Origin of the sequence: Paenibacillus abyssi, from assembly GCF_014640295.1 — a bacterium.
Lineage (GTDB): Bacteria > Bacillota > Bacilli > Paenibacillales > Paenibacillaceae > Paenibacillus_D > Paenibacillus_D abyssi.
Window position 1 is genome coordinate 331,993 of the sequence record NZ_BMGR01000002.1, and the last position, 22,560, is coordinate 354,552.

Below are 22,560 nucleotides of genomic sequence, written 5' to 3' on the forward strand. Positions count from 1 at the left end.
GAGCTGCTCTTATGAAGACGAAATCGTTTCGAATCATTCTTAGCTGTATGATGGTAGTTGTATTATTAGTTATCGCCGCTTGCGGCAGCAGCAACAACACGAATACGGAGCCTGAGGCAGCAGCAGCGAATACAGCAGAAGCTCCGCAAGCGAATGCGGAGAACACGGCGGGCTCGGAGCCCGCGGCAACGGCTGTGGATCCTGATGCTGAGCTGGCCAAGATGAAAGGCCAAGTGCTGAGTATGGGGCCTTACGGTGAAGAACCAATCCCGATCTCCGTGCTCGAGGTGACAGATGAAGATATTGCAAAGCTGAAGGAAATGAATGTTACGGCCGCTCTTTCTCTTCATTATGGCGGGAATGATTGGTCCAATGCGCAAGTGAAAGGAATTCAGGATGAAGCGGCAAGACTCGGCATTGAAGTCATTGCAGTAACGGATGCCAACTTCAAGCCGGATAAACAAACCGCCGATATTGAAACGATCATGGCCAAAAAACCGGATATTCTATTCATCGTTCCCAGTGATCCAGTAGCTTTGGCGCCTGTGTACAAGAAGGCGGCGGCGGCCGGAATCAAAATCATCAGCATCGGACAGCCTTCTAAAGACGGTAAACCGGGTGAGGATTATGTGACGGTTGTCGGAACCGATGACGTAGGTAACGGCATCATCACCGCGCATCAAATTGCCCGTGAATTAGGCGGGGAAGGAAAGATCGGCATCATTTTCCACCAAGCGGATTTCTCTGTAACAAGAAACCGTTATGAAGGCTTCAAGAAAACAATCGAAGAAATGTATCCGAACATTGAAATTGTCGTTGAGCAAGGTGTTGCCGGACCGGACTTTACCGGTGATGCCGAAAAAGCGGCATCTGCTTTCTTGATGAGACATCCTGATCTGGATGCCATCTGGGGGCCTTGGGACGTTCCTGCCGAAGGCATTATCGTCGCAGCACGCAATGCCGGCCGTGACGATCTCGTTATCGCGACGATGGACCTTGGCAAGAACGTAGCGATCGATATGGCTAAAGGCGGTATGATCAAAGGGATTGGCGCAACGCTGGTTTATGATCTGGGGATTGCGGAAGTGAGAGCCGGCGCACTCTCCATGCTTGGCAAAGAAGTGCCTGTATTCGTGCAAGCTCACGGTCTGGCCGTAGATAAGAGCAATGTGTTGGAAGCCTGGACACAGGTATACGGCACTGAGCCGCCTCAAGAACTGGTTAACGCAGCGAAATAACGGATGATGTGGCGGGGAAGCCGGCTGAAGCCTCTTCCCTGCCCAAATTATTGAAATCGGGAGATGATTACGATGAGAAATATTCTTTGTTACGGAGATTCGAATACATGGGGCTTCGATGCCGAGACGAAGGAACGGTTTCCGGCGGATATCAGATGGACCGGGATCTTGAAGAAACATTTGGGTGATGGATACAGTGTTATTGAGGAAGGTCTGAACGGCAGAACGACAGTCTGGGATGATCCGATTATGGGCTACAAGAACGGCAAAGAATACCTTATTCCCTGCTTGGAAACCCATCGTCCGATTGACCTTGTTATCATCATGCTCGGTACGAATGATCTGAAAACCATCTATTCACTTTCCGCATTTAACATTGCTTCAGGCGCCGGAGTGCTGGCAGGCATGGTGAAGAAGAGCGATGCCCAGCGCGGCGGCAATGCCCCTAAAGTGCTGTTGATTTCCCCTGCCGAGATTGGTGCGAATATTAAAGAAACGTGGCTATCGGAAGTGTTTGGCGAGAGCAGCATACAGACATCCAAAGAGTTCGCGAAGCACTATAAAGCGGTAGCGGATGAATTGGGCTGCGAGTTCCTCGATGCGGCGCAAATCGTTAAGCCAAGCCCGGTCGATGCCGTGCACTTGGCTGCAGAAGAGCATGCGAAATTGGGTGCGGCAGTGGCGGAGAAAATTAAAACCATTTTTGGTTAAAAAGCGGGAGGGATTCCTATGTCCGGTACAAGAATCATCATTGATAAAGATGTCGAGATTCCGCTGCGGGACGGAACGATAACACGTGCCGACGTATACCGGCTGCAGGATGCGCCGCCGGGTCCCGTTATTCTGGTTAGAACCCCTTACAGCAAAGAAGATCTTGTACATATCATCGCAGAATTGTTCATGGATCCGTTTGAAATGGTTAGGCAGGGTTATGTTTGGCTGGTCCAGGATGTACGCGGACGATTTGCATCCGAAGGCGATTTTGAGCCGTTTCGCAATGAATTGCAGGATGGGTATGACAGTGTCGAATGGGCAGCTGCCCAAAGCTGGTCGAATGGCAAAGTCGGTATGGCAGGCTCCTCTTATGTAGGGATGACACAGTGGCTCGCGGCAACCCAGAATCCTCCGCATTTACGCTGCATTGTACCGACGATGACAGCCTCCAACTATCATGAAGGCGTCAGCTATCGGAGCGGTGCGCTCGATTTCGGAACAAGCATGTTCTGGCATCTTGCGGTCATCGGCCAACATTTCTTGACGAGAGAAATTGATAAGGGAGAGGCTTCGCCGGAAGTGCTGGAGAAGTTAACGAGCTCGCTTTTCAACATAGAAGAAGTTATGAAATCACGGCCGCTTGCGGCGGTTTCGCCGCTGGATGAGGCGGTGCATTGGTATAAAACATGGCTGGATCATCCGTCCTATGACGAGTACTGGAAAGCGATCGCACCTAAAGAATATTACCCATCCATGAACGATATCGCCGTTTTCAACATCGGAGCCTGGTTCGATATTTTCCTGGGCGGGACGATTGAGAACTATACGGGTATGGCCCGGAAGCAAGGCGCGAAGGGATCCGCAGGCAACCGTCTGCTAGTCGGGCCGTGGAGCCATGCCGAGTTCAGCGGAAGATTTGCGGAAATGGATTTTGGCTTAACGGCTTCTGCCTATGCGGCGAATTTGGGCGTCAAGATCAAACGCTTCTTCGACTACTGGCTGAAGGATGAGCAGAACGGCATCGACAGTGAACCGCCTGTTGAAGTTTTCGTGATGGGTGAGAATGTCTGGAAAACGGCGGAGAGCTATCCGCTACAGGAAACGGAGTGGACGAAGTTTTACTTCCACAGCGGCGGATCTGCAAACACACTAAAGGGTGACGGAGCTTTGGACACAAGCGCTCCGGAAACGGAGCCGGAGGATGTCTATCTCTTTGATCCCCGCAACCCGGTTCCTACTGTCGGCGGAAACACGCTGCTCCTGGGCTACAATATCAACTACAATGTCGGCCCGAAGGATCAGAGAGAGATTGAAGGCCGTTCGGATGTGTTGTGCTACAGCAGTGAAGTGTTAAGCGGACCACTCGAAATTATCGGACCGGTGAAGTCGGTGCTTTACGCCTCATCTTCCGCGAAGGATACGGACTGGACGGTTAAATTGGTTGACGTTCATCCCGATGGCCGCGCCTTCTATGTAATGGAAGGCATTTTGCGGGCCCGTTACCACAGATCGCTGGAGCAGGCTGAGCTGTTGGAGCCGGGTAAGGTGTATCCATTCGAAATCGACTTGTGGTCAACTGCGCATGTATTCAAGGCCGGTCACAAAGTTAGAGTCGAGATCTCCAGCAGCAACTTCCCAAGGTACGATGTCAATACGAACACCGGCGGCAATTTTGCCGAGGACCGATATGAAGATATGGTGCACGCGGTCAACACAATCTATCACACAGAGGAGTACCCAAGCCATATCGTTCTTCCGGTAATCCCTAGGTCATAAACGGCGTTGCGCAGCCTCCCGCGCTTCGGCGGCTGCGTTATTATGCCACTGGAGCTGCTGGGCGAACGATAAGATGGATTTGCCGGAGTCGTTCCTGGAAGCTGCACGCGGGTTAATCACCGGAGATTATATAAATAAAAACTTATTATTAAAGGGGAGGAAGTAACAGTGTCAAGAAAAGCTTTGTTTATGCTTGTGAGTGTGGTTTTGGTTTTCACGTTAGTGTTAAGTGCCTGCGGCAATAACTCAAACAATGAAGAGGCTTCCACAGGAGCGGCACAGAATGAGCCGGCAGAGGTACCGGCAGCAAGTGAAGAACCTGCCGCTGAAGAACCGGCTGCGAGTAAGGAGCCGTCACAGAGTGAAGCTGCTGAAGGCGAATTGAGAAGTACAGGTCCTAAAGGCGAGAAAGCAACTGCAGCCACGGAGCTGCATCTCACCGATGAAGAGATCGCAAAGGTCAAGGAAGGCAAGTACACGGCTGCCATTGTCATGCACTATGGCGGCAATGACTGGGCTTCCCTGCAAATCCAAGGCTTGAGAGACAGATTTGCCGAGCTTGGCATTGAAGTAGTGGCTGAAACTGACGCGCAGTTCAAAGCGGAGAAGCAGGCCTCTGATATCGAAACCGTTCTGGCGAGAAATCCGGACATTATCGTAAGTATTCCTGTCGATCCCGTTGTAACGGCTCCAGCTTTCAAGAAAGCGGCGGAACAAGGCGTGAAGCTTGTATTTATGGATAACGTACCAAACGGACTAGAGGCTGGAAAGGACTATGTAAGTATCGTTACCGGCGACAACTATGGCAACGGCATTGAATCGGCCGAAATGATGGCGGAAGCGATGGGCGGCAAAGGCAAAGTCGCCATGCTCTATTATGATGCTAACTTCTTTGTTTCCAATCAGCGCGACCAAGGCTTCGAAGAGACAATGAGAGAGAAATATCCGGACATCGAAATTGTAGCCAAAGAAGGCTTCGCGGATGTGAACAAGGCAACCGATGTGGCTGACGCGATTCTGTTGAAGAATCCGGATCTGGTAGGCCTGTATTCCTCGTGGGATGTACCGCTTGAGGGCATCGCCGCCAAAACCAAAGGCAGCAATATGGTTATGACTGCGCCGGGCATGAGCTCCAGTGCGGCAATGATCATGGCGCAAGGCGGCTCGATCAAAGGCATCAGCGCCCAGTTCCCGTACGAGCACGGAATCGCTGAAGCTACTGTTGCAGCGTACAGCCTGCTTGGGAAAACGGCACCTGACTTCATTGTTGTGCCGACAGCCAAAGTAACCAAAGACAACTTGCTGGAATACTACGAGAGAGTATATAGAAAAGCACCGCCGCAAGAGATGGTGGACTTTATCAATAAGTAATTCGTTGCCGGCAGCCTGTTGAGCGATCAACAGGCTGTTTTTTTGATGCCTTTCCCCCGCCGAATATTCAACTCTTGGTGAATAGATCAGCCTCCCTGCTTTCTCTTATACACCCGCTCCGGCCTTCCGACCGTTCCGTAGGAAATGTCGGTAACAAGTTCGCCTTTGGCGACAAAGTATTCCAGGTAGCGGCGGGCGGTTGTACGGCTGAAGCCGGCCTGCTTGCCCAGCTCCTCCGCCGTCAGCACCTCCGGGCCATCCTGGATAAAGGAGAGAATCTTCTCGCTGGTGATCTTGTCGATGCCTTTGGGAAGGTAAGTATCCTTGTCCGCCCTATCGCTGTTCCCCCACAATAACTGGTCTATGCCCTCCTGGTCCACTTGCTTGTTCGCTCCGCCCAGCAGCGTCATCTGCTGATGATATTTTTGATAAGACTTCAGCTTTTCCTGGAAACGCTCGAACACCACCGGCTTGATCATAAAATCGTATACACCGCCGCGGATCGCTTCTCTCACCGTATCAAATTCCTTGGTCGCCGTAATGATGATGACATCCGTTAACGGATTGTTTTTCTGGATATAATGCAGCAGATGAAGACCGTTCATATCCGGGAAATACAGATCCAAAAGAACGAGATCCGGCGCCAGGATTTCCAAATGCTCATGCGCTTGCTGTTCGTCGGTTGCGATGCCGACCACTTCAAAGCTTTCTACCTTTTCCACAAAACGGCGGTTAATCTGCGCGATCCGAAGATCATCCTCGATAATCAACACTCGAATCATAGCCCTTATCCCCTTTCTTTTGAAATCATTACAATAAATATCGCTCCCCCCTGCGGGCGGGAGTGAAAGCTGATCGTTCCACGCAGCTGCTGCACAGCCTGCTGGACAATGGCAAGACCAAATCCCCGGTCGGACTCCTGCTTCGTGGAAAAGCCAACCTCGAAAAGACGGTCTGCGACGTCCTCCGCGATGCCAGCTCCGTTGTCTTCAACCTCAATGATTAAATCTTCTCCTATATCGGTCAAAACAACCTTTACTTTTTTATGGTCGACGTCTGCGGCAAGCACAGCCTCCAATGCGTTATCGATTAAATTGCCGATGATCGTGACGAGATGGATACGGTTCACATGATTCGGGATATCTTTAAACGTGCTCTCTTTATCGATTTCCAATTCGACTTTCAGCTCATTGGCCCGGTTAAACTTTCCGATCAGAAATCCACCCAGCATCGGGTCCGGAATTTCTTGCAGGATGAAATGAATCAGGCTCTGATGAACATCTGTTTCATGAGTAATCAGGTCCATAGCCTCCTGGTAGGATTCCAATTGAATAAGCCCATATATCGTATACAGCTTATTCGAATACTCATGCGTCTGTGAACGCAGCGCTTCGGCATACCGTTTCACCTGCGTGAGCTCCTCCGTGATCCGAAGCAGCTCGGATTTGTTGCGGAAGCTGGATACCGCTCCAATCACCTGCTGCTGATGGTCAAGAATCGGGATACGGTTGACAACAACGGCGCTGTCGTTAATGACCATTTCCTGATCGAATTGCGCTTCCCCCGATTGGATGACCTCGAACAGCCGGGTTTCCGGCAAAACATCGAAAATATACCTGCCGGTAATCTCTTTCTCCTCAAGCGGATCCAATAATTTTGAAGCCGTTTGATTGATCAGTGTAATGGTACCTTCACGGTTAATGGCGATGATCCCTTCATGAATGGTTTCCAGAATGGCTCGCTTCTCTTGATATAACAAGCCGATTTCCTTGGGCTCCAGGCCAAAGATCGACCGCTTGACGCTGTTAGCGATTGCTATTGCCCCTGCGCAGCCGATCACAAGTGCAACGGCCGCAACAAAGATCATCGTGTTCCGGTACGTCCCCGCCGTCTCACGAATGTCTTCCATCAGGATCCCGACCGATACAATGCCGATCACTTGATCATGATCATCGAAGATCGGCGTTTTCCCCCGCAAGGACAGTCCCATTGAGCCCACCGCCTCGGAAATAATCGATTCGCCCCTTAACACCGGACCGTTATCTCCGCCCACCATTTCCTTGCCGATCCGCTCCGGGATCGGATGCGAATAACGGATGCCTTCACGGTTGCCGACGACAATAAATTCCGCGTCCGTCTCAAGCCGTATTTCCTCCACAATCGGCTGAATGATTGCGGATGGATCCGGCGCCGCAAACGCATCCTGGATATCATCCATAGCCGCCACCGTTTTTGCTATTTTCAGCGCGGAAGACCCGACATTCCCTTTTAAGGTATTCACCAGCATTCGTTCAAATGAGAAGGTTAACACAATGATGATAATAAATAATAAGGTGCCGATCAGTAATATCAGCCGGGTCTGTAATCGCATACAAAAATCTCCTTGCTCTTTGTTGCCAACTGAATTGCATAGATATGCAATTCACAAGTTGCAATAAAGTTGTCGAATGATGGCATTATCCTATATTGTATGCTACTTGCAACGCTAAACATAGCCCTTATGGCCATTTGGGCCCGTGATTTTTATGAACAAAATTCACTTTATGATTATTTTTTAACTTATGTTGTTATTCTTCTCAATTGAATTACAGGGTGCTAGTATAAAACAACAAGTTAAGTAAGCGTTTCCATTAAACGCTTACAATCTTCACGTTACATTATTAAAGGAGGATTATAACAATGGGGTTCAAAACAAAAAGCTGGAAAACGATTTTGATAACTTCAGCCGTTACCGTTAGCCTTAGTGCACTCACAGCCTGTGGCTCATCGAGCAGCGGCGGCTCTGCCGCGGCGGACTATCCGACGAAGCCGATCGTTGTGACAGCGCCGTCTGGCGCAGGCGGCGGATGGGATAAGACGGCAAGATCCCTCATCAAGGTATTGGATGAAACAGATCTCGTCGAGCAGACGATGACGGTAGAGAACAAACCCGGCGGCGGCGGCGTTGTCTTCCTCGCTGAATATGTGACCAAAGACAAGGATGATCCTTACAAACTGTTTGTCAGCTCACCGCCTCTGCTCATCAATAATTTGAAGAAGGAAGGAAACAGCCCTTACGGCTATAAGGATGTCACGCCTTTGGCTCAGCTGACCAGGGATTACGGGGCCATCGCGGTTGCCGCTGATTCCAAATACAATGATATCCAATCGCTGATCGACGATATTAAGGCCGACCCTACGAAAGTTACGCTTGCAGGAGGATCAGCACCGGGGTCCATGGACCATCTGATCAGCATCCTGCCGGCATTTAACCAAGGCGTCGATCCGAAAACGATCAAGTACCTGTCTTATGACGGCGGAGGCGAAGCCATTGCCGCGCTGCTCGGTAAAAATGCAGATGCCATTGGAACCGATATTTCTTCCCTCGGCAGCTACCTGAAATCCGGCGATATCAAAATTCTTGCTGTCACATCAAATGAACGTCTTGGCGGCGATTTTACAGATGTGCCAACGTTGAAAGAGAGCGGTATCGACGCTGAGTTCACGATCTGGCGGGGTGTGCTTGGACCTAAGAATATGACTGAAGAACAGGTCGCATTCTGGGATGAAACCTTAAAGTCCCTCTCTGAGCATGAGACTTGGAAAAAAGAGCTCGAAGCGAACGCTTGGGAGAGCGAATATAAAAATGCCGCCGATTTCACAGCATTCCTAGAAGAACAGGAAACTGTCGTCCAGGAGCTGTTAACAGCACTGGGCATGCAAAAATAAATCTCACACACCGGGGGAAGCTTTCCTTCCCCTTTCTTTCTTTCGCAGACGGACTTCCCGCTTCTGGCGGGGACAAAAGTTCGTTCGCATTTGCTTATCCCCAGGAGGTGCACAACATTGAATAAAGTGTTCGACAGATACGCCAGCTTTATATTTTTCCTGCTTGGAGTCGGATTCATGTGGATGAGCACGACCATCAGCGCTTCCGCTTACGGCAGTACGGTTGGACCGAATATTTTTCCGTTTGGCCTAGGCGCGCTGCTTGTCCTTTTAAGCATCCGTTTGTTCTATGAGGTGTTAAAGTCCAAGGACCAACAAACCAAAGGTGAAAAGCTCGATTATAAAAAGTTCCTGCTCATCTTCACGGCTGCCGCTTTATACGCTATCTTTTTTGAATATATCGGTTATATCATCGGCACCTTCCTCTTCCTCCTGTTCAGCTTCCAAGTGCTCGAACGGGGAAAAATAGTGAAATCGCTTATTATTTCCGGCTTATTCTCAGTCGGCGTTTATGTTATATTCGTCGTCATTCTGGAAGGCTCAATGCCGGGCTTTCCGTCCTGGTTATCGTGATTATAGGAGGTACATGAATGGACACATTACAATATCTCGCAGACGGCTTCTCCACCGCTCTCCAATGGCATAACCTGCTATTTGCTTTCATAGGGGTGTTAATCGGTACGGCTGTAGGGGTACTTCCAGGCATCGGCCCGATGAGCGGTGTCGCACTGCTGATACCTATAACGGCATCCATTACCGGGGGATTAGGCCCGGAGGCTGCAGCTACCAGCTCCATCATTCTGCTGGCAGGCGTTTATTACGGAGCGATGTATGGCGGATCAACCACCTCCATCTTGCTGAATACACCGGGAGAATCCTCCTCTGTCGTTACCACCTTGGACGGCTATCAAATGGCACGGCAAGGAAGAGCAGGCCCGGCTCTGGCGATCGCGGCAATCGGTTCTTTCATTGCGGGGTTATTCGCGCTCGCCATGCTCATTATATTAGCGAAGCCACTGTCGAATGTTGCTATTATGTTCGGACCGGCGGATTATTTTTCCTTAATGCTGCTGGGCCTTTGCGCAGTGAGCGGCTTGGCCGGTAAATCAATTACAAAAGCGCTGATTATGACCATATTCGGATTGCTGTTAGCTACGATCGGCATGGATACCGTATCCGGTGTCGCACGATTCACTTTTGATATTCCGGTACTCTATTCCGGGCTTGAATTCTTGACCGTTGCCGTCGGTTTGTTCGCTTTAGGTGAGGTGTTCAAGACCATATTGGAGAACGACTACGGCGGCGGCAGGATCGCCAAGATCGGACGCATTCTCCCGACGAAGCAGGATATGAAGGATAGCGCCGGGCCGATTGCCCGGGGTTCCCTATTGGGCTTCTTCATCGGCATTCTGCCTGGCGCAGGCGCTACATTAGCCTCCTTCTTCAGTTACATTACGGAAAAGAAAATCAGCAAGAAGCCCGAAACGTTCGGTAAAGGTAACATCGCCGGCGTTGCGGCTCCTGAATCCGCCAATAATGCTGCATCCGGCGGGGCGATGATCCCATTGCTGACGCTGGGCATACCGGGTTCAGGCACGACGGCTATCCTAATGGGCGCCCTGATCATGTATAACATCCAACCAGGCCCGTTGTTATTTGACGAGCATCCGCAAGTGGCTTGGGGATTGATCGCCAGTATGCTAATCGGTAATCTCATGCTGCTTGTACTTAATATGCCGCTCATCAAAGTATTTGCTAAAGTCATTGCAACACCGCCGAAATATTTGATTCCGATCATTGTCGCAATTTCCATCTTCGGTGTGTATGCCGTTCAGGTACAGCGGTTCGATCTCCTGCTGCTCCTTGGTTGCGGGGTTGCCGGTTTCTTTCTGACACGCAATGACTATCCTTTGGCACCGCTGGTGCTCGGCTTGGTTCTTGGACCGATGATAGAAAATAATATGCGCCGGGCACTGACGACCTCCAACGGTGATTTTATGATTTTCCTGCAAAAGCCCTTGTCCGCTGTATTCTTAATCATCGCATTGCTCTGGCTGATCGTTCCGATCTTGATGAAAAAACGCGGAAAGCAGGTTGTCATCAACGAGGAAGGTTAACAGGCAGCCCTAACGATTACATTTGATGGAGGTGGCAGCCATGGATAACAATAGACTCGGCGGAAAAAGCATCATTCTCAGGCTGGAAATGAATACGAACGAAATCAAATTCGGCCAGGTCGCTTCCGCGATCTTCGAAGCCGGCGGCGATATTGTCGCCATCGACGTTATTCAGACAAGCCAAAATATGACGGTTCGCGACATCACCATAACGGTAACCGATACTGTCGATATCGGCATTATAACGGAATCAGTGAGGAGCTTGAACGGTGTCCGGCTGGTTAATATCTCTGACCGCACGTTCCTGCTGCATCTCGGAGGCAAGATCGAGACCAGACCGAAAACGCCGATCCAAAACCGCGATGACCTCTCTCGCGTGTACACGCCGGATGTAGCGCGCGTATGCATGGCCATTCACGAGGAACCGAGAAAGGCCTTCACCTTAACGGTTAAGCGAAATACCGTTGCGGTCATTTCCGATGGCAGCGCCGTCTTGGGACTCGGCAATATCGGTCCCTATGCGGCCATGCCGGTGATGGAAGGCAAGTCGATGCTGTTCAAGCAATTCGCGGACGTTGATTCCTTTCCAATCTGCCTGGATACCCAGGACACGGAGCAGATTATCGCTGCGATTAAAGCGATTGCCCCTGGCTTTGGCGGCATCAACCTGGAGGATATTTCATCGCCCCGCTGCTTTGAGATTGAGCGGAGGCTGCGTGAGGAGCTCGATATCCCCGTCTTCCACGATGATCAGCATGGTACAGCGGTCGTCTTGTATGCCGCTTTGATCAATGCGTTGAAAATTGTTCACAAATCGATCGATGAGATCAAAGTCGTCATATGCGGAATTGGGGCTGCCGGCATTGCCTGCAGCAAGATTCTTTTGTCCGCGGGCATCAAAGAAATCATCGGCGTGGATCGGAATGGCGCTCTCTCCGCCGGCAAAAACTATGAAAACAGCATGTGGCAGTGGTATGCCGAGCATACAAATCCCAATCGCATAGAGGGCTCTTTGCAGGAAGTGATTCAGGGCGCCGACGTCTTCATCGGTCTCTCTGCCGGCGGGCTGCTCCGCCGGGAGGATGTGATGACAATGGCAGATGACCCGATCGTGTTTGCGATGGCCAATCCGACACCGGAGATCAAGCCGGAAGAAGTGGAGGATATCGCCGCGGTTATCGCTACCGGGCGTTCCGACTATCCGAATCAAATTAACAATGTGTTGTGCTTCCCGGGCATTTTCCGCGGTGCGCTGGACTGCAGAGCCTCGACGATTAATGAAGAGATGAAACTGGCCGCCGCAGAGGCAATCGCCTCTGCCATCTCGGATGAGGAACGAAACCGGCTCTATATTATTCCGAGCGTCTTCAATCAGCAGGTCGTGAAAGCGATCCGCGATCTCGTCATCAAAGCGGCCATAAAGACCGGCGTCGCCCGCCGGATCCCCCGAGAGTACAGATGATAGGCTAGGACTTATTATTCATGAACGGAGGTCATCCTATGAGTGCTGGAATCCGCGCTATTGTTGATATTAATCAAACGGCAGCCCGTTTCAAGTCAAGCATCGTGCTCCGCATTAATGATGCCAAATTTGTCGATGCCAAGAGCATCCTCGGCTTAAGCCTCACGCTGTACCAAACGGATGAATACCGGCTTGAAATTCATGGCCCCGATGAGGTCGAAGCCAAATCCGCGATGCTCGAGGTGTTTAACAAACATCATCTGCATGTTGAAGTCAACTGAAAATAGCAGTGATCATCACTGGCTTTCCGGCCGCTTCAAATGATGATCGCCGCACCGCCCCCGTGTCGTATGGACACGGGGACTTGTATTTGTATGGACATGCACAGGGGGATGAAAGATGCCAGTTATACTGCTTATCGTCGTTAATGTTATCGTACCTGTATTTATTCTGATCGGTGCTGGTGTACTGCTGCATCGTAAATATCATTTTGACCTGAATACCCTCTCGAAAATATCGACAAACTTTCTCATGCCCGCTGTCGGGTTTGTTAATATTTATCAGAGCAACATCGAAGGCCGTGTCCTCTCCGGCATGATCGGATTTTTAGTGCTGCAAAATGTGGCTTTAATGCTTATCAGCGCTGCCGCCGCAAGATCACTGAAGCTGGAACGCGGGCTGGCCGCTACCTTTAAAAACAGTATCGTTCTCAATAATTCCGGCAACTTCGGCCTCCCGGTCAGCCAGCTGGTGTTCCATAATAATCCGCTTGGCCTGTCGATTCAAGTGATGGCTACAATTTTTCAAACCTTCGTTACCGCTACGTACGGGCTGCTGAACTCGGTATTGGTGAAGAGCACAAACCAAGGGGCAAAAATACTGCTCGAGCTGCTAAAGCTCCCTATTATTTATGCGCTATTGTTGGGGATCATACTGCAAACATTGAATGTGGCCATCCCGACGTTTCTATGGAAGCCGATCGAGAATGTATCCCATGCGTTCATCGCGATTGCACTGCTTACGCTCGGAGCACAGATCGCTTATTTGAAAATTACCCGGCCTTCACTGCCGCTTATTGTTGGCACGATCGGCCGGCTGGTTGTCTCACCGATTGTTGCTTTCCTGATCATCACGATGCTGCAGCTGGAAGGAACAACCGCCCAAGCCTTATTTATCGCAAGCTCTTATCCCGCTTCCAGAAATACCGCGCTGTTTGCTTTGGAATATAACAACCATCCCGACTACGCGGCACAAGCGGTTCTTATCACGACCATACTGAGCTGCATCACCGTCACTTCGATTGTATATATTTCGAAAATCTTATTTTAATCCTAGGCAAACACCCTATCCAGCACGCGGGAATATGATGGCATTAGAACGTTTTCAAGAAGGAGTGTGTTCGATGACCGGATTAGACCGCCATTATTTTGCCCGCGGCAACACCGCGCGCGGAGTTCATTTTCTATACGACTCGGCCTTTCAAGGATTACACAAAATCTTTCTGCTGGAGGGTCCCCAAGGAACGGGAAAATCAACCGTAATCAGCCGGCTGGCCGATGAAATGATGAATCAGGGCTTCAATGTGCAATTGTTCCATTCTCCTTTAAACCCCGAAACGCTAGATGCGATGATCATCGCCAGCCTGAAGATTGGTTTCGCTGACGGGCGAACCTGCGAGGGCTTATCGTCTGTGAAGGATGTGGAAATTGCCCGGATTGACTTCACGCAGGCTGTGGATGACAATCCGTTCTCCGAACAAGAGCAGCAGGAGATCGAATCACTGCGCGGGCAACTGCTTCATGCTTATTCGAAAGCATACGATACATTCGCAACCGCACTGCGGATTCACGACGACCTGGAGGACATCTACATTAACAAAATGGATTTTCACAAGGCGGATCAGATTGGCCAGGAGCTGGCGGGCAGTCTCTTCGGCAATCAGACGTTGAACAAGGAGGCGGTCACTCGCCACCTCTTCTTCGGAGCAGCCACCCCCAAAGGAGCCGTCGACCATATCCAGAATCTAACCGCCGGCCTGCAGCGGCGGATCTTTATTAAGGGACGCCCCGGCTCGGGAAAATCGACCATGCTCAAGCGTATTGCAGCGGCAGCCGCAAAAAGAGGTTTTGACGTTGAAATCTTTCATTGCGGCTTCGATCCGAACAGCCTGGATATGCTGACCTTTCCCCAACTGAGCGCTGCCATCTTTGACAGTACCGCACCTCACGAATACTTCCCTGACCGGACCGGCGATGAGATCCTCGATATGTATGAACATGTTATAGAGCCAGGAACCGATGAACGATATGCCTCCGAATTAGCCCCCATACAAAAGCAATATTCACTGAAAATGAAAGAAGCCGCTTCCTATTTGGCTGAGGCCCAGGAGATCGATTCCCGTATCAGAGGTTACTATACCGCTGTAACAGATTTCTCCCGCATTGATCGCTTGTATCGTCAGCTGTTCAGCGAGATCGATGAACGGATCCGCCAAGCCCAGCGCAGCATTTAATATCATGAGAAGGCCGTCCGCCTGGACGGCCTCCTTTTTATCTTATCATCTGGGGTGTAAAATCCCAGTGTGAATTTGGAGCAAGATAGCCGCGTATGCTCGCTAGCGGTACCGTTAAGGGTTCATACTGGTTCGCAGAGCTGCAGCAAACAGAAAAGAGAGCCGTTAGGCTCCCTTTAATCGACAATGTTTATTTTATAAATCTTGCATCGAATAAACCGATTTGTGAATCAATATAGTTTTCACCTGAAGATGAAAATTGGAACGTTATTTTATTTGCATTCTTAATATCAATATTTATATCTTCAGGGAAGCCACCTGCAACAATGCGCTTTTCTAAAACTATTTTCTCATCTAATAAAATCGTCAATTTTAACTCTCTAGTTGTATTCTTATATTCATCTGTTAAACCAAACTTGGACTTAAAAGACTTGTACTGACTATTTAGAGGGAATTCAATTTTATTCCATGAATTCTTTGTATTGGTGTCATCTAAAAACATTGTAATAAAACTACTATACTCTTGTCCTGTATTATCTTTAATTACATCAGTAGTATTATATTCATACGTAGCGCCATGTCCGTAATAGCCTTCTTGATAGTTCATATACTCAATGCCATTACCGGGATAAACAGCAGTTTCTTCTTCAGTTTCACCAATCCAAACGGCTTGATTTTTAGAGTCCCATTTAACTTGTTGTCCAAGCGATTCCGATACAAATCGCAGTGGAACAAATGTAGTTCCTTTGTATATAAACGGCTGCTCGTTTGGAGTTTTTGATACTTTATTGATCTTGATATCCTTAACATTATAGAATACCTCGATCATGGATCCGCTTGCAGCAAAAACAGCAGATCCGGAGACTAATGAACCGATTAATAACCCTGCAACTAATCCCTTTACCTTGTCTCTTTTCAAAATGACATCTCCTCTATAAAATATTCCGCTTTGGGTATATTTCTATATCGGAAAATTAATCCAGTTACTTTAGAGCTAATAAATAAATTCACTTTTTTGGGAAATCACGAAGTCTTTTGACCTAACACCCTCTCTCGCTCCATACTTTTATCCTATCTACACACGATAGGCAGACCTACCCTGAGGTAAAGTCCGCCATATTCGTTTCCTATGATTCACTATGTGACTGCAATGTTCCGCCAGCCGCCGAAGGATGTGATGTCCTCCGCCCCGGCTTCCGCATAACCTTCGCAGATGAATCCTGGCACCTCGGAACCGTCTTCGAGCTCAACCTTGCCGATGCCCAGCGGCGCCGGGATTAATGCGGCAAAAGCCCCAAACCGGTGAAGCGGCATCTCCCAAACTTCCAGCTGAATAGCCTCCCCGCCCGACTGCTTCTTAATTAAGCCCGGCTTCGCAGGAACAGTCGGCAGCTTCACCATCTGATACTTGGCTGCCGTAGCCGCTTCGCGGACAAACTGCGCGCCGTGCTCCACCATTTGCTTCTCCAGGGGGAACCCGCGCATATGCAAGCCGCACACAGCAACTAAGGTCGTTTCTTTAGCTGATGATCCCTTTGCCGAGTCCGCAGTATTCGCGAACAAATCTGCAGCGCCGCAGATCAAATCTTCATTCTCCGCCAGCGCAAACAGGGTAATACCGAACGGGACGTCTGCCGCCGCCTCTCCGGCCGGCACAGCAACCGCGCATAGATCCAGCAGATTGCAATGATTCGTATAACGCCCCATGTCGCTGTTGGTGCGAATCGGATCGAGCCGCACCTGATCACGGGTCCATGTACCTCCGCAGGTCGGCATGACCAGCACGGCGTTTTGCAGCAGATTTCTTGCCGCCAGCTTATACTCCTGAAGCTTATGCATCGCCCGAAATACCGAAGCGGCATCATACTTCTCCGAAGCGCCTGAACGCAGGATCTGCTCCGTTACAGGGAATACGTCTCCTGGATGAGATTCCACAAATTCGCTCAAATCCGCCCAACGCTCGGCAACCCACGGACCATCATAGAGGATGGAAGCGGCTTGCGAGAATAAATCATAATCGATATATTCAATCGGCAGATTCATCGTTTCCAATCGCTTTACAGCCATAAGCCAAGCCTGACGGTATTTCTCGGCATAGGGACCGTAAAATTCAGGGGATTCCTTTGGCAGGCAAAGCTTGTGAGGCAGCCTGGAATGTGTGCGCGGAAGGCTGCGTGACCAAGGGTCTGCCGTGTCAACTCCGCGGGCAATCACATCCACCGAGAGCGCATCCTCCAAGGAGTGGGTAAACACTGTGACACAATCAAGGCTAGCGCAAGCGGGGACGACCCCTTTTGTAGGCCAAGCCCCCAGGCTTGGTTTATACCCGATAAGCTTATTCAGCGCAGCGGGCACACGGCCCGACCCCGCCGTATCCGTACCAAAGGCAAAGGACGCATGGCCGCGCGCCACGGCAACGGCTGAGCCGGAGCTGGAGCCTCCGCTGATCAGCTCTGGCCGCAGGGCGTTGCGGGTTTCACCGTAAGGGCTTCTCGTCCCTACAAGCCCGGTTGCAAATTGGTCCAGATTCGTCTTGCCGACCGGTATCGCCCCGGCGGCAATCATGCGTTCCACAACCGAAGCATGGTCATTTGGCGTATTAGCAAACTCCGGACAGGCTGCCGTTGTCGGTACGCCGGCCAAATCGATATTGTCCTTGATGGCAAACGGAATCCCCCATAACGGAAGACTAACCGGGTCTGTGGTCTTCAGCCGGTCCAAATAAGGCTGCATCCGTTCCATTGCAGGCGGTGTAATCCAAATATTCATCTCAACATCTTCACTGGCACGATGAATGATTTCGCTGATGATCTCCTCAGGTGTAATAGCCCGTTTCATATACATCTCCCGCAGCCATTGAATGGATAATGCTTGCGGGATTTCTACTGTTTTCATCGTTGCGGCACCTCCTCAACAGGTCTCATTTCATGCAGCTTTACAGCCAAGTGCAGTTGGAGCATCTCGTCCCCATGGTCAATATTAATCCGCAAAATCTCGCATGCGCGCTCCACCCGGTAGGTTACCGTATTATAATGGGCGAACATCTCCAAAGCCGTCTTTTTGACATTTTTGTTATGCTTGAAATAAATCTTTAATGTATCGAGCAAAAAGGTATTATGCTTCAGGTCATACGTGAGCAGCGGCAGGATGTACCGGTTCCGGAATTCCCTAACCTCTTCACTCTCCGGCAAAAGATAGAGCAGCTGGAATACGCCAAGCTGTTTATCATCAATAAAGGGCTCCTTAAAATCGCATATGGAGCTAATGTAGTGGATCTTTTTAGCTTGGCTGTAGCTCCCGCTTACTTTATCCGGCCGCTCGACCCGGTTCCCGAGGCAAATCGAAAGCTGCTCGTCGCCTAAAAAAACAGTCCTAAGATCGGACATGATCATATCTAAGCTTGCATGGATTTGTTCTTCCGAGGGGACGGAGAAAAGCAGTACCAATTCCCCTTCCAACAGCGTAACATGGCTCTCTTTGCAGAAGGATTTGGTCCGCAGCCGCTTAACGGCTTGCTGCAGCTGCTTGGTTTTCGGCTTGGCTTGATGCCAGCGCACCAATCCTGCGTACAGGCTGCGGCCCTCTTCGATGGGGCAGCCGCAGGCTTCCCCTCTTAATTTGAGATCCTCTGTCGTTACGATCCGGCCCGATATCCAGTCTTGAAGAAACTGGTCGATATATTTGGACTCCACTTCCTTGCGGGCATTGGCATTGATCATCTCCAGTCCGACCAGGATGCCGACACGGTCAATCGTCAGCTGGTCAACGACGGAGTGCTCCTGACTCCATTCCAGAAGCATCAGCAGGCACTTGTTATGCTGTTTGTCGTTGACAGCCGAGATATATACGCGTATTCTGCGCTCGCCTATGGTGATGAAGCTGACGCCCAGATTAATATCATCCCGCAGCTGCGGCCATAAGGCGGGGTCATCCATCAGCTCCCCGATCTGTATGGCTTGCGGAGACAGAAATACATGATCCGAATCATCAAGAAGAATAATCGGATTGTTCAACATTTCATCCAGGGTTTTCAGAAATTCTTCGATCCCCTTACCGTTGATCAACTGTTGAGACAGCTTTTGGAAACGGCTCTGCAATAGCGACAATTCTCTTGCTTCCTGTACGAGAACCCGCTCCATAATATCCCGGACCACATCGGAGAATGCAGTGGTTGACGGCAGCTCGAAAATGGGAAAATCCAACTGGTCCGCCAGCTCAAGCGCCCGCTTCGGAATGCTGTCGATGAATCGTTTCGTCTTGATGCCAAGAGCGGCCACGCCTTTTGCAGCCAGCTGCGGGATAATATCGGCAATCACTTCCGGCTGATCGCGAAACGGGAATCCGCTTGTGATCAAGAACTCGCCCGGCCTTACCCAATCGATGACATCCGGCACTTCCATGACATTCACGCGCGTAATCGCACGCTGCATTCCATTTGCCCCAGCCAGCACCACAGCTTCCTCAAAGTAAGGGATCAATAAAATATCCCCGCATGTGAAGCCGATCTTATTGTTTGTCACCATAGCAGAAATGGCAGCTTACTTCAGCTTTGCGGAATAAACATCATCCACAAGCGTCGTATTAAAAAACGAATTCGGCGGAACAGCCTCTTCTACAGGCAGGAAAATACTGATCTGCTCCGACGCGGTCACATCGTCATTCGCAACAGAATGCACCACTCCAGCTGGGACATGGAAGGTGTCTCCGGCTTTGTACGACTTCCATTCCCCATTGCAAAGCAGCTTCACTTTGCCTACGGTAATATGAATGATCTCCGCCACATCATGATAATGCGGCAGCACTTGCCCGCCCACATCAATACGCTCCCACAAAATGGAGCTTGTTCGAAAACCCATGGCATCGGCTTGCTCCGCGGATACGATCTCACGGTGATATAAGTGAATATGATTCGGCATCAATTCCCAGGTCATGCTCTCTGCTGTAATTACACTCGTTTCTTTGGCTGTTATCATCTTGTCGTTCCTCCCGGGTTCATTATCTATTGTGTATGAGTCATTACGAATTTAATGGCGGAATATAACTGCAACAGGACCGCCGCCGGCAGGCCCTTGATGCTCCGCGCCGCCGGAGACATAGATCATCGGGTCACCGCATACGGATGCAAGAACGCCGCCCACGACAGCGCGCGCATGACGGGTATGGTTAATATCCGAGTCGTTCAGCATCGTGTGCCTCCGATCCCGGACATACCCTGTCGGATCGGCTTCCGCCTTGGCTAACACCTGCACAATTTCAGCATCGCTATGCTGCTCGATGAGCCTTCTAAGCGCGTCTGCATCAATGGCGTCCTTCATCACGTCATGAGCGATAAACAGCGGGCCTTCCGCATGAGAAGAGTTGCCAAATACGATCACTTCACAGTAATTGAGCTCACTGCCTGCAGATGTGGAGGCCACGCCGCTGTATTTCTCCCAATTATGGCAAATATCAGCCTCCTCGAGCGATGCCCGGTCGACCTCATCAAGCGCAACCGCAACACCGAGCGCTGAGGCGCCCCTTGAGTAGCCCATCGATTTGTACGTATCCTCGGTGACTACGGCCTCTCCTCTGCTGTAGGCGTCAAGGATATCATCCGCGGTCAATAAAGGGCATTTAATCTGCACAAAATGAACATCTGCTTTGTCTTCAATACCCGCTTCCCGAATCGCGCGGTTAACCGCATCGGCAACCTGTTCCACCTGGGCCAGGCGGCCGATTTGCTCCGGCAGGAAGGCCGGTGTCTTGGCAACGCCGATCGCTAATGCTTTGCCATTGCTCTGCGGCTTAGCTGCCCCCGTTCCCTCGGAACGGCTCACTACAGTCAAGTGAGGACTCAAGATCCCTTCCGTACCCCCGGACATCACATACGAGATACGGGAAGCGGCTTCCCCTGCCAGTCCGGCAAAGAAGTCGCTGAGCACACGTACCGCATAACCCCGGGTAAAATCATTCACACATCCATTACCTTCCGTTTTGCCGATGACGGCGACCACTTCATGAGGATCAATGCCGCCATTCTCCACTTGCTGCCGAAGTGCCGCCACATCGCTCGGCGAGGCGCTTGGCACGCGTACAACCGAACATCTCATACCTCATCCACCCTTTGCCAGAAAATAAGCTTCTTCTCCACCCAACTGATCGACCAGAAGAGGAGCAGGCCGCATGCTGCCGAAGCAATGATCGCGGAGAACATAACAGGTGTATCCATATGGTAAGAAGATACCAGTACAACATAACCCAATCCTTTATTAGCCCCGACGAACTCACCGACGATCGCGCCCACAATAGCGAGCGAGCTTGAAATTTTCAAGGCCGACAGAACATAAGGAAGACTCGTCGGCAAACGCAGCTTCCAGAAAATTTCCCACTTCGTCCCTTTATAAGTTGAGAAAAGCTCCCATGCTTCAAACTCAATCGCTTTTAACCCCTTCACGCTGTTGACGAGAATCGGGAAAAAGCAGATCAGCATCGAAGCAACCACTTTAGAGGAATAACCGGTGCCCATCCATACGACCAGCAATGGCGCCAAAGCGACAAGAGGCGTCGTCTTAAGGGCGATGGCCAAAGGGAAGACCCCTTTCTCAATCGGTTTGGAGTGGACAAAGATAACAGCTGTAATAAATCCAAGAATGTTCGCGAGCAGGAAACCGATCAAAGCTTCCATCAAGGTGACCATCATATGGGATCCAAGATTCGCATCAATGACAGACACAATGGCCGTGGGAGCAGGCAGCAGATAGACCGGAATGGCAAATAATCGTACAGCCAGCTCCCATATAATCAAGAAACCGACAGCGAAGCCAAATGGGTACAGGATTGTTTTGATTTTATCGCTCATAGATGTTTGACCCGCTTTCTTAATTCTTTCACCGTCTGGTAGTATGCCGGATGCTCTTCCATACCGACTTCCCGGGGACGGGGAAGCGGTACAGGAATAATCGCCTCCACTCCGGCCGGCCGCGGTGACATCATAACGATTCTGTCGGACATGATGACCGATTCCTGAATCGAGTGGGTGACCATAACAACCGTGCTGAGGCTGGTATCCGGACTTTCCCACAGGCGAAGCAGCTCAAAGTTTAATTTCTCTCTCGTAAATTCATCCAGCGCGCCGAAGGGCTCATCCATTAACAGTACGGCCGGATCGGCAGCAAGAGCCCGCGCAATGGCGATCCGCTGCTGCATTCCTCCGCTTAATTGATGCGGGAAGTGATTCTTGAAATCCTGCAGCCCTACAAGCTGCAGCGCCCCTTCGGCTTTCTCCCGCGCTTCCTTCTTGGTGAACTTCTTCTTCTCGCCAAGCCCAAGCGGCAGCTCTATATTCTGTATAGCGGACAGCCACGGCATTAAGACCGGTTTTTGAAATACCATGCCAATCGAAGGCTTGTCGGACGAATAGGAGATTTCTCCCCCTTCGGATGGTTTAAGAAGCTCAAGCATTAGCCGCAGCAGGGTGGATTTGCCGCACCCGCTCGGTCCGAGAATGGATAAAAATTCATTCTTGTAGATGTCCAAGGACACGTTATTTAAAACCTGTACTTCACCAAAGGAGAGTGAGCAGTTTTTTAATGAAACCGCAATTTCACGATTTGCAGGTGATGATTGGTTACCTCCGAATTGCTGTCCTGTGCCTGCCTGCATTTCAATCACTTGTGATGTCAT

20 protein-coding genes are annotated in these 22,560 nt (G+C 50.4%); 11 read left to right on the plus strand and 9 right to left on the minus strand.

Annotation, left to right across the window (positions count from 1 at the left end):
- Nucleotides 1-11 precede the first annotated feature (11 nt).
- The 4 genes from IEW11_RS04040 (at nucleotide 12) to IEW11_RS04055 (ending at nucleotide 5,099) form a co-directional block, all read left to right on the plus strand.
- Entirely contained in the window at nucleotides 12-1,238 is a 1,227-nt protein-coding gene (locus IEW11_RS04040; protein ID WP_229724944.1) for a substrate-binding domain-containing protein, read from the plus strand.
- Between the two features lie 72 nt (nucleotides 1,239-1,310).
- Nucleotides 1,311-1,949, plus strand: a complete 639-nt coding sequence (locus tag IEW11_RS04045; RefSeq protein WP_188529265.1) for an SGNH/GDSL hydrolase family protein — start codon at nucleotides 1,311-1,313, stop codon at nucleotides 1,947-1,949.
- Nucleotides 1,950-1,967: 18 nt separating this feature from the next.
- Nucleotides 1,968-3,728 (plus strand): CocE/NonD family hydrolase, encoded by a 1,761-nt coding sequence (locus IEW11_RS04050; RefSeq protein ID WP_188529267.1) that lies wholly within the window; start codon nucleotides 1,968-1,970, stop codon nucleotides 3,726-3,728.
- A gap of 168 nt (nucleotides 3,729-3,896) precedes the next feature.
- Complete coding sequence (locus tag IEW11_RS04055) at nucleotides 3,897-5,099, plus strand: substrate-binding domain-containing protein (protein ID WP_229724945.1); 1,203 nt, start codon at nucleotides 3,897-3,899, stop codon at nucleotides 5,097-5,099.
- A gap of 86 nt (nucleotides 5,100-5,185) precedes the next feature.
- On the opposite strand, the gene IEW11_RS04060 is transcribed toward IEW11_RS04055, so the two are convergent.
- Nucleotides 5,186-5,881, minus strand: coding sequence for a response regulator (locus IEW11_RS04060; protein WP_188529269.1), 696 nt, complete (start codon nucleotides 5,879-5,881; stop codon nucleotides 5,186-5,188).
- Between the two features lie 5 nt (nucleotides 5,882-5,886).
- Nucleotides 5,887-7,470, minus strand: a complete 1,584-nt coding sequence (locus tag IEW11_RS04065; RefSeq protein WP_188529271.1) for an ATP-binding protein — start codon at nucleotides 7,468-7,470, stop codon at nucleotides 5,887-5,889.
- A 308-nt stretch (nucleotides 7,471-7,778) separates the two neighbouring features.
- On the opposite strand from IEW11_RS04065, the gene IEW11_RS04070 reads away from it, so the two are divergent.
- The 7 genes from IEW11_RS04070 to IEW11_RS04100 all read left to right on the plus strand — a co-directional run bounded on the left by IEW11_RS04070 (nucleotide 7,779) and on the right by IEW11_RS04100 (nucleotide 14,898).
- A complete protein-coding gene (locus tag IEW11_RS04070; protein WP_188529273.1) occupies nucleotides 7,779-8,807 on the plus strand; it encodes a tripartite tricarboxylate transporter substrate binding protein in 1,029 nt (342 codons plus the stop codon).
- Nucleotides 8,808-8,924: 117 nt separating this feature from the next.
- A complete protein-coding gene (locus tag IEW11_RS04075) occupies nucleotides 8,925-9,380 on the plus strand; it encodes a tripartite tricarboxylate transporter TctB family protein (RefSeq protein WP_188529275.1) in 456 nt (151 codons plus the stop codon).
- 17 nt (nucleotides 9,381-9,397) lie between these two features.
- Entirely contained in the window at nucleotides 9,398-10,924 is a 1,527-nt protein-coding gene (locus tag IEW11_RS04080) for a tripartite tricarboxylate transporter permease (protein WP_188529277.1), read from the plus strand.
- A 40-nt stretch (nucleotides 10,925-10,964) separates the two neighbouring features.
- On the plus strand, nucleotides 10,965-12,386 hold the full coding sequence (locus IEW11_RS04085) for an NAD-dependent malic enzyme (protein ID WP_188529279.1): 1,422 nt from the start codon (nucleotides 10,965-10,967) through the stop codon (nucleotides 12,384-12,386).
- Nucleotides 12,387-12,424: 38 nt separating this feature from the next.
- A complete protein-coding gene (locus IEW11_RS04090) occupies nucleotides 12,425-12,667 on the plus strand; it encodes an HPr family phosphocarrier protein (RefSeq protein WP_188529281.1) in 243 nt (80 codons plus the stop codon).
- A 118-nt stretch (nucleotides 12,668-12,785) separates the two neighbouring features.
- Nucleotides 12,786-13,715, plus strand: coding sequence for an AEC family transporter (locus IEW11_RS04095; protein WP_188529283.1), 930 nt, complete (start codon nucleotides 12,786-12,788; stop codon nucleotides 13,713-13,715).
- Nucleotides 13,716-13,788: 73 nt separating this feature from the next.
- Nucleotides 13,789-14,898 (plus strand): hypothetical protein, encoded by a 1,110-nt coding sequence (locus tag IEW11_RS04100; protein ID WP_188529285.1) that lies wholly within the window; start codon nucleotides 13,789-13,791, stop codon nucleotides 14,896-14,898.
- 190 nt (nucleotides 14,899-15,088) lie between these two features.
- On the opposite strand, the gene IEW11_RS04105 is transcribed toward IEW11_RS04100, so the two are convergent.
- From IEW11_RS04105 to IEW11_RS04135, 7 genes are all read right to left on the minus strand, one after another.
- Complete coding sequence (locus tag IEW11_RS04105; RefSeq protein ID WP_188529287.1) at nucleotides 15,089-15,817, minus strand: stalk domain-containing protein; 729 nt, start codon at nucleotides 15,815-15,817, stop codon at nucleotides 15,089-15,091.
- Between the two features lie 218 nt (nucleotides 15,818-16,035).
- Nucleotides 16,036-17,793 carry an allophanate hydrolase gene (atzF, locus tag IEW11_RS04110; RefSeq protein WP_188529289.1) on the minus strand — a complete coding sequence of 586 codons (1,758 nt, stop codon included), beginning with the start codon at nucleotides 17,791-17,793 and terminating at the stop codon, nucleotides 16,036-16,038.
- Entirely contained in the window at nucleotides 17,790-19,421 is a 1,632-nt protein-coding gene (locus tag IEW11_RS04115; protein ID WP_188529291.1) for a PucR family transcriptional regulator, read from the minus strand. Before IEW11_RS04115 ends, atzF begins: the two co-directional genes overlap by 4 nt.
- A 15-nt stretch (nucleotides 19,422-19,436) precedes the next feature.
- Nucleotides 19,437-19,871, minus strand: a complete 435-nt coding sequence (locus IEW11_RS04120) for a cupin domain-containing protein (protein ID WP_188529293.1) — start codon at nucleotides 19,869-19,871, stop codon at nucleotides 19,437-19,439.
- A gap of 51 nt (nucleotides 19,872-19,922) precedes the next feature.
- Nucleotides 19,923-20,987 (minus strand): cyanuric acid amidohydrolase, encoded by a 1,065-nt coding sequence (gene atzD / locus IEW11_RS04125; protein WP_188529295.1) that lies wholly within the window; start codon nucleotides 20,985-20,987, stop codon nucleotides 19,923-19,925.
- A complete protein-coding gene (locus IEW11_RS04130; RefSeq protein ID WP_188529297.1) occupies nucleotides 20,984-21,736 on the minus strand; it encodes an ABC transporter permease in 753 nt (250 codons plus the stop codon). Before IEW11_RS04130 ends, atzD begins: the two co-directional genes overlap by 4 nt.
- The gene (locus IEW11_RS04135; RefSeq protein WP_188529299.1) at nucleotides 21,733-22,560 is read right to left on the minus strand and encodes an ABC transporter ATP-binding protein; all 828 of its coding nucleotides are present in this window, start codon (nucleotides 22,558-22,560) and stop codon (nucleotides 21,733-21,735) included. The genes IEW11_RS04130 and IEW11_RS04135 overlap by 4 nt, the downstream gene beginning before the upstream one ends.

What these genes read in the sequence shown, in the direction of transcription:
- IEW11_RS04040 (WP_229724944.1), top strand. Translation starts at nt 12, where the DNA reads ATGAAGACGAAATCGTTTCGAATCATTCTTAGCTGTATGATGGTAGTT.
- IEW11_RS04045 (WP_188529265.1), top strand. Translation starts at nt 1,311, where the DNA reads ATGAGAAATATTCTTTGTTACGGAGATTCGAATACATGGGGCTTCGAT.
- IEW11_RS04050 (WP_188529267.1), top strand. Translation starts at nt 1,968, where the DNA reads ATGTCCGGTACAAGAATCATCATTGATAAAGATGTCGAGATTCCGCTG.
- IEW11_RS04060 (WP_188529269.1), bottom strand. Translation starts at nt 5,881, where the DNA reads ATGATTCGAGTGTTGATTATCGAGGATGATCTTCGGATCGCGCAGATT.
- IEW11_RS04065 (WP_188529271.1), bottom strand. Translation starts at nt 7,470, where the DNA reads ATGCGATTACAGACCCGGCTGATATTACTGATCGGCACCTTATTATTT.
- IEW11_RS04070 (WP_188529273.1), top strand. Translation starts at nt 7,779, where the DNA reads ATGGGGTTCAAAACAAAAAGCTGGAAAACGATTTTGATAACTTCAGCC.
- IEW11_RS04080 (WP_188529277.1), top strand. Translation starts at nt 9,398, where the DNA reads ATGGACACATTACAATATCTCGCAGACGGCTTCTCCACCGCTCTCCAA.
- IEW11_RS04085 (WP_188529279.1), top strand. Translation starts at nt 10,965, where the DNA reads ATGGATAACAATAGACTCGGCGGAAAAAGCATCATTCTCAGGCTGGAA.
- IEW11_RS04090 (WP_188529281.1), top strand. Translation starts at nt 12,425, where the DNA reads ATGAGTGCTGGAATCCGCGCTATTGTTGATATTAATCAAACGGCAGCC.
- IEW11_RS04095 (WP_188529283.1), top strand. Translation starts at nt 12,786, where the DNA reads ATGCCAGTTATACTGCTTATCGTCGTTAATGTTATCGTACCTGTATTT.
- IEW11_RS04100 (WP_188529285.1), top strand. Translation starts at nt 13,789, where the DNA reads ATGACCGGATTAGACCGCCATTATTTTGCCCGCGGCAACACCGCGCGC.
- atzF (WP_188529289.1), bottom strand. Translation starts at nt 17,793, where the DNA reads ATGAAAACAGTAGAAATCCCGCAAGCATTATCCATTCAATGGCTGCGG.
- IEW11_RS04115 (WP_188529291.1), bottom strand. Translation starts at nt 19,421, where the DNA reads ATGGTGACAAACAATAAGATCGGCTTCACATGCGGGGATATTTTATTG.
- IEW11_RS04120 (WP_188529293.1), bottom strand. Translation starts at nt 19,871, where the DNA reads ATGATAACAGCCAAAGAAACGAGTGTAATTACAGCAGAGAGCATGACC.
- atzD (WP_188529295.1), bottom strand. Translation starts at nt 20,987, where the DNA reads ATGAGATGTTCGGTTGTACGCGTGCCAAGCGCCTCGCCGAGCGATGTG.
- IEW11_RS04130 (WP_188529297.1), bottom strand. Translation starts at nt 21,736, where the DNA reads ATGAGCGATAAAATCAAAACAATCCTGTACCCATTTGGCTTCGCTGTC.
- IEW11_RS04135 (WP_188529299.1), bottom strand. Translation starts at nt 22,560, where the DNA reads ATGACATCACAAGTGATTGAAATGCAGGCAGGCACAGGACAGCAATTC.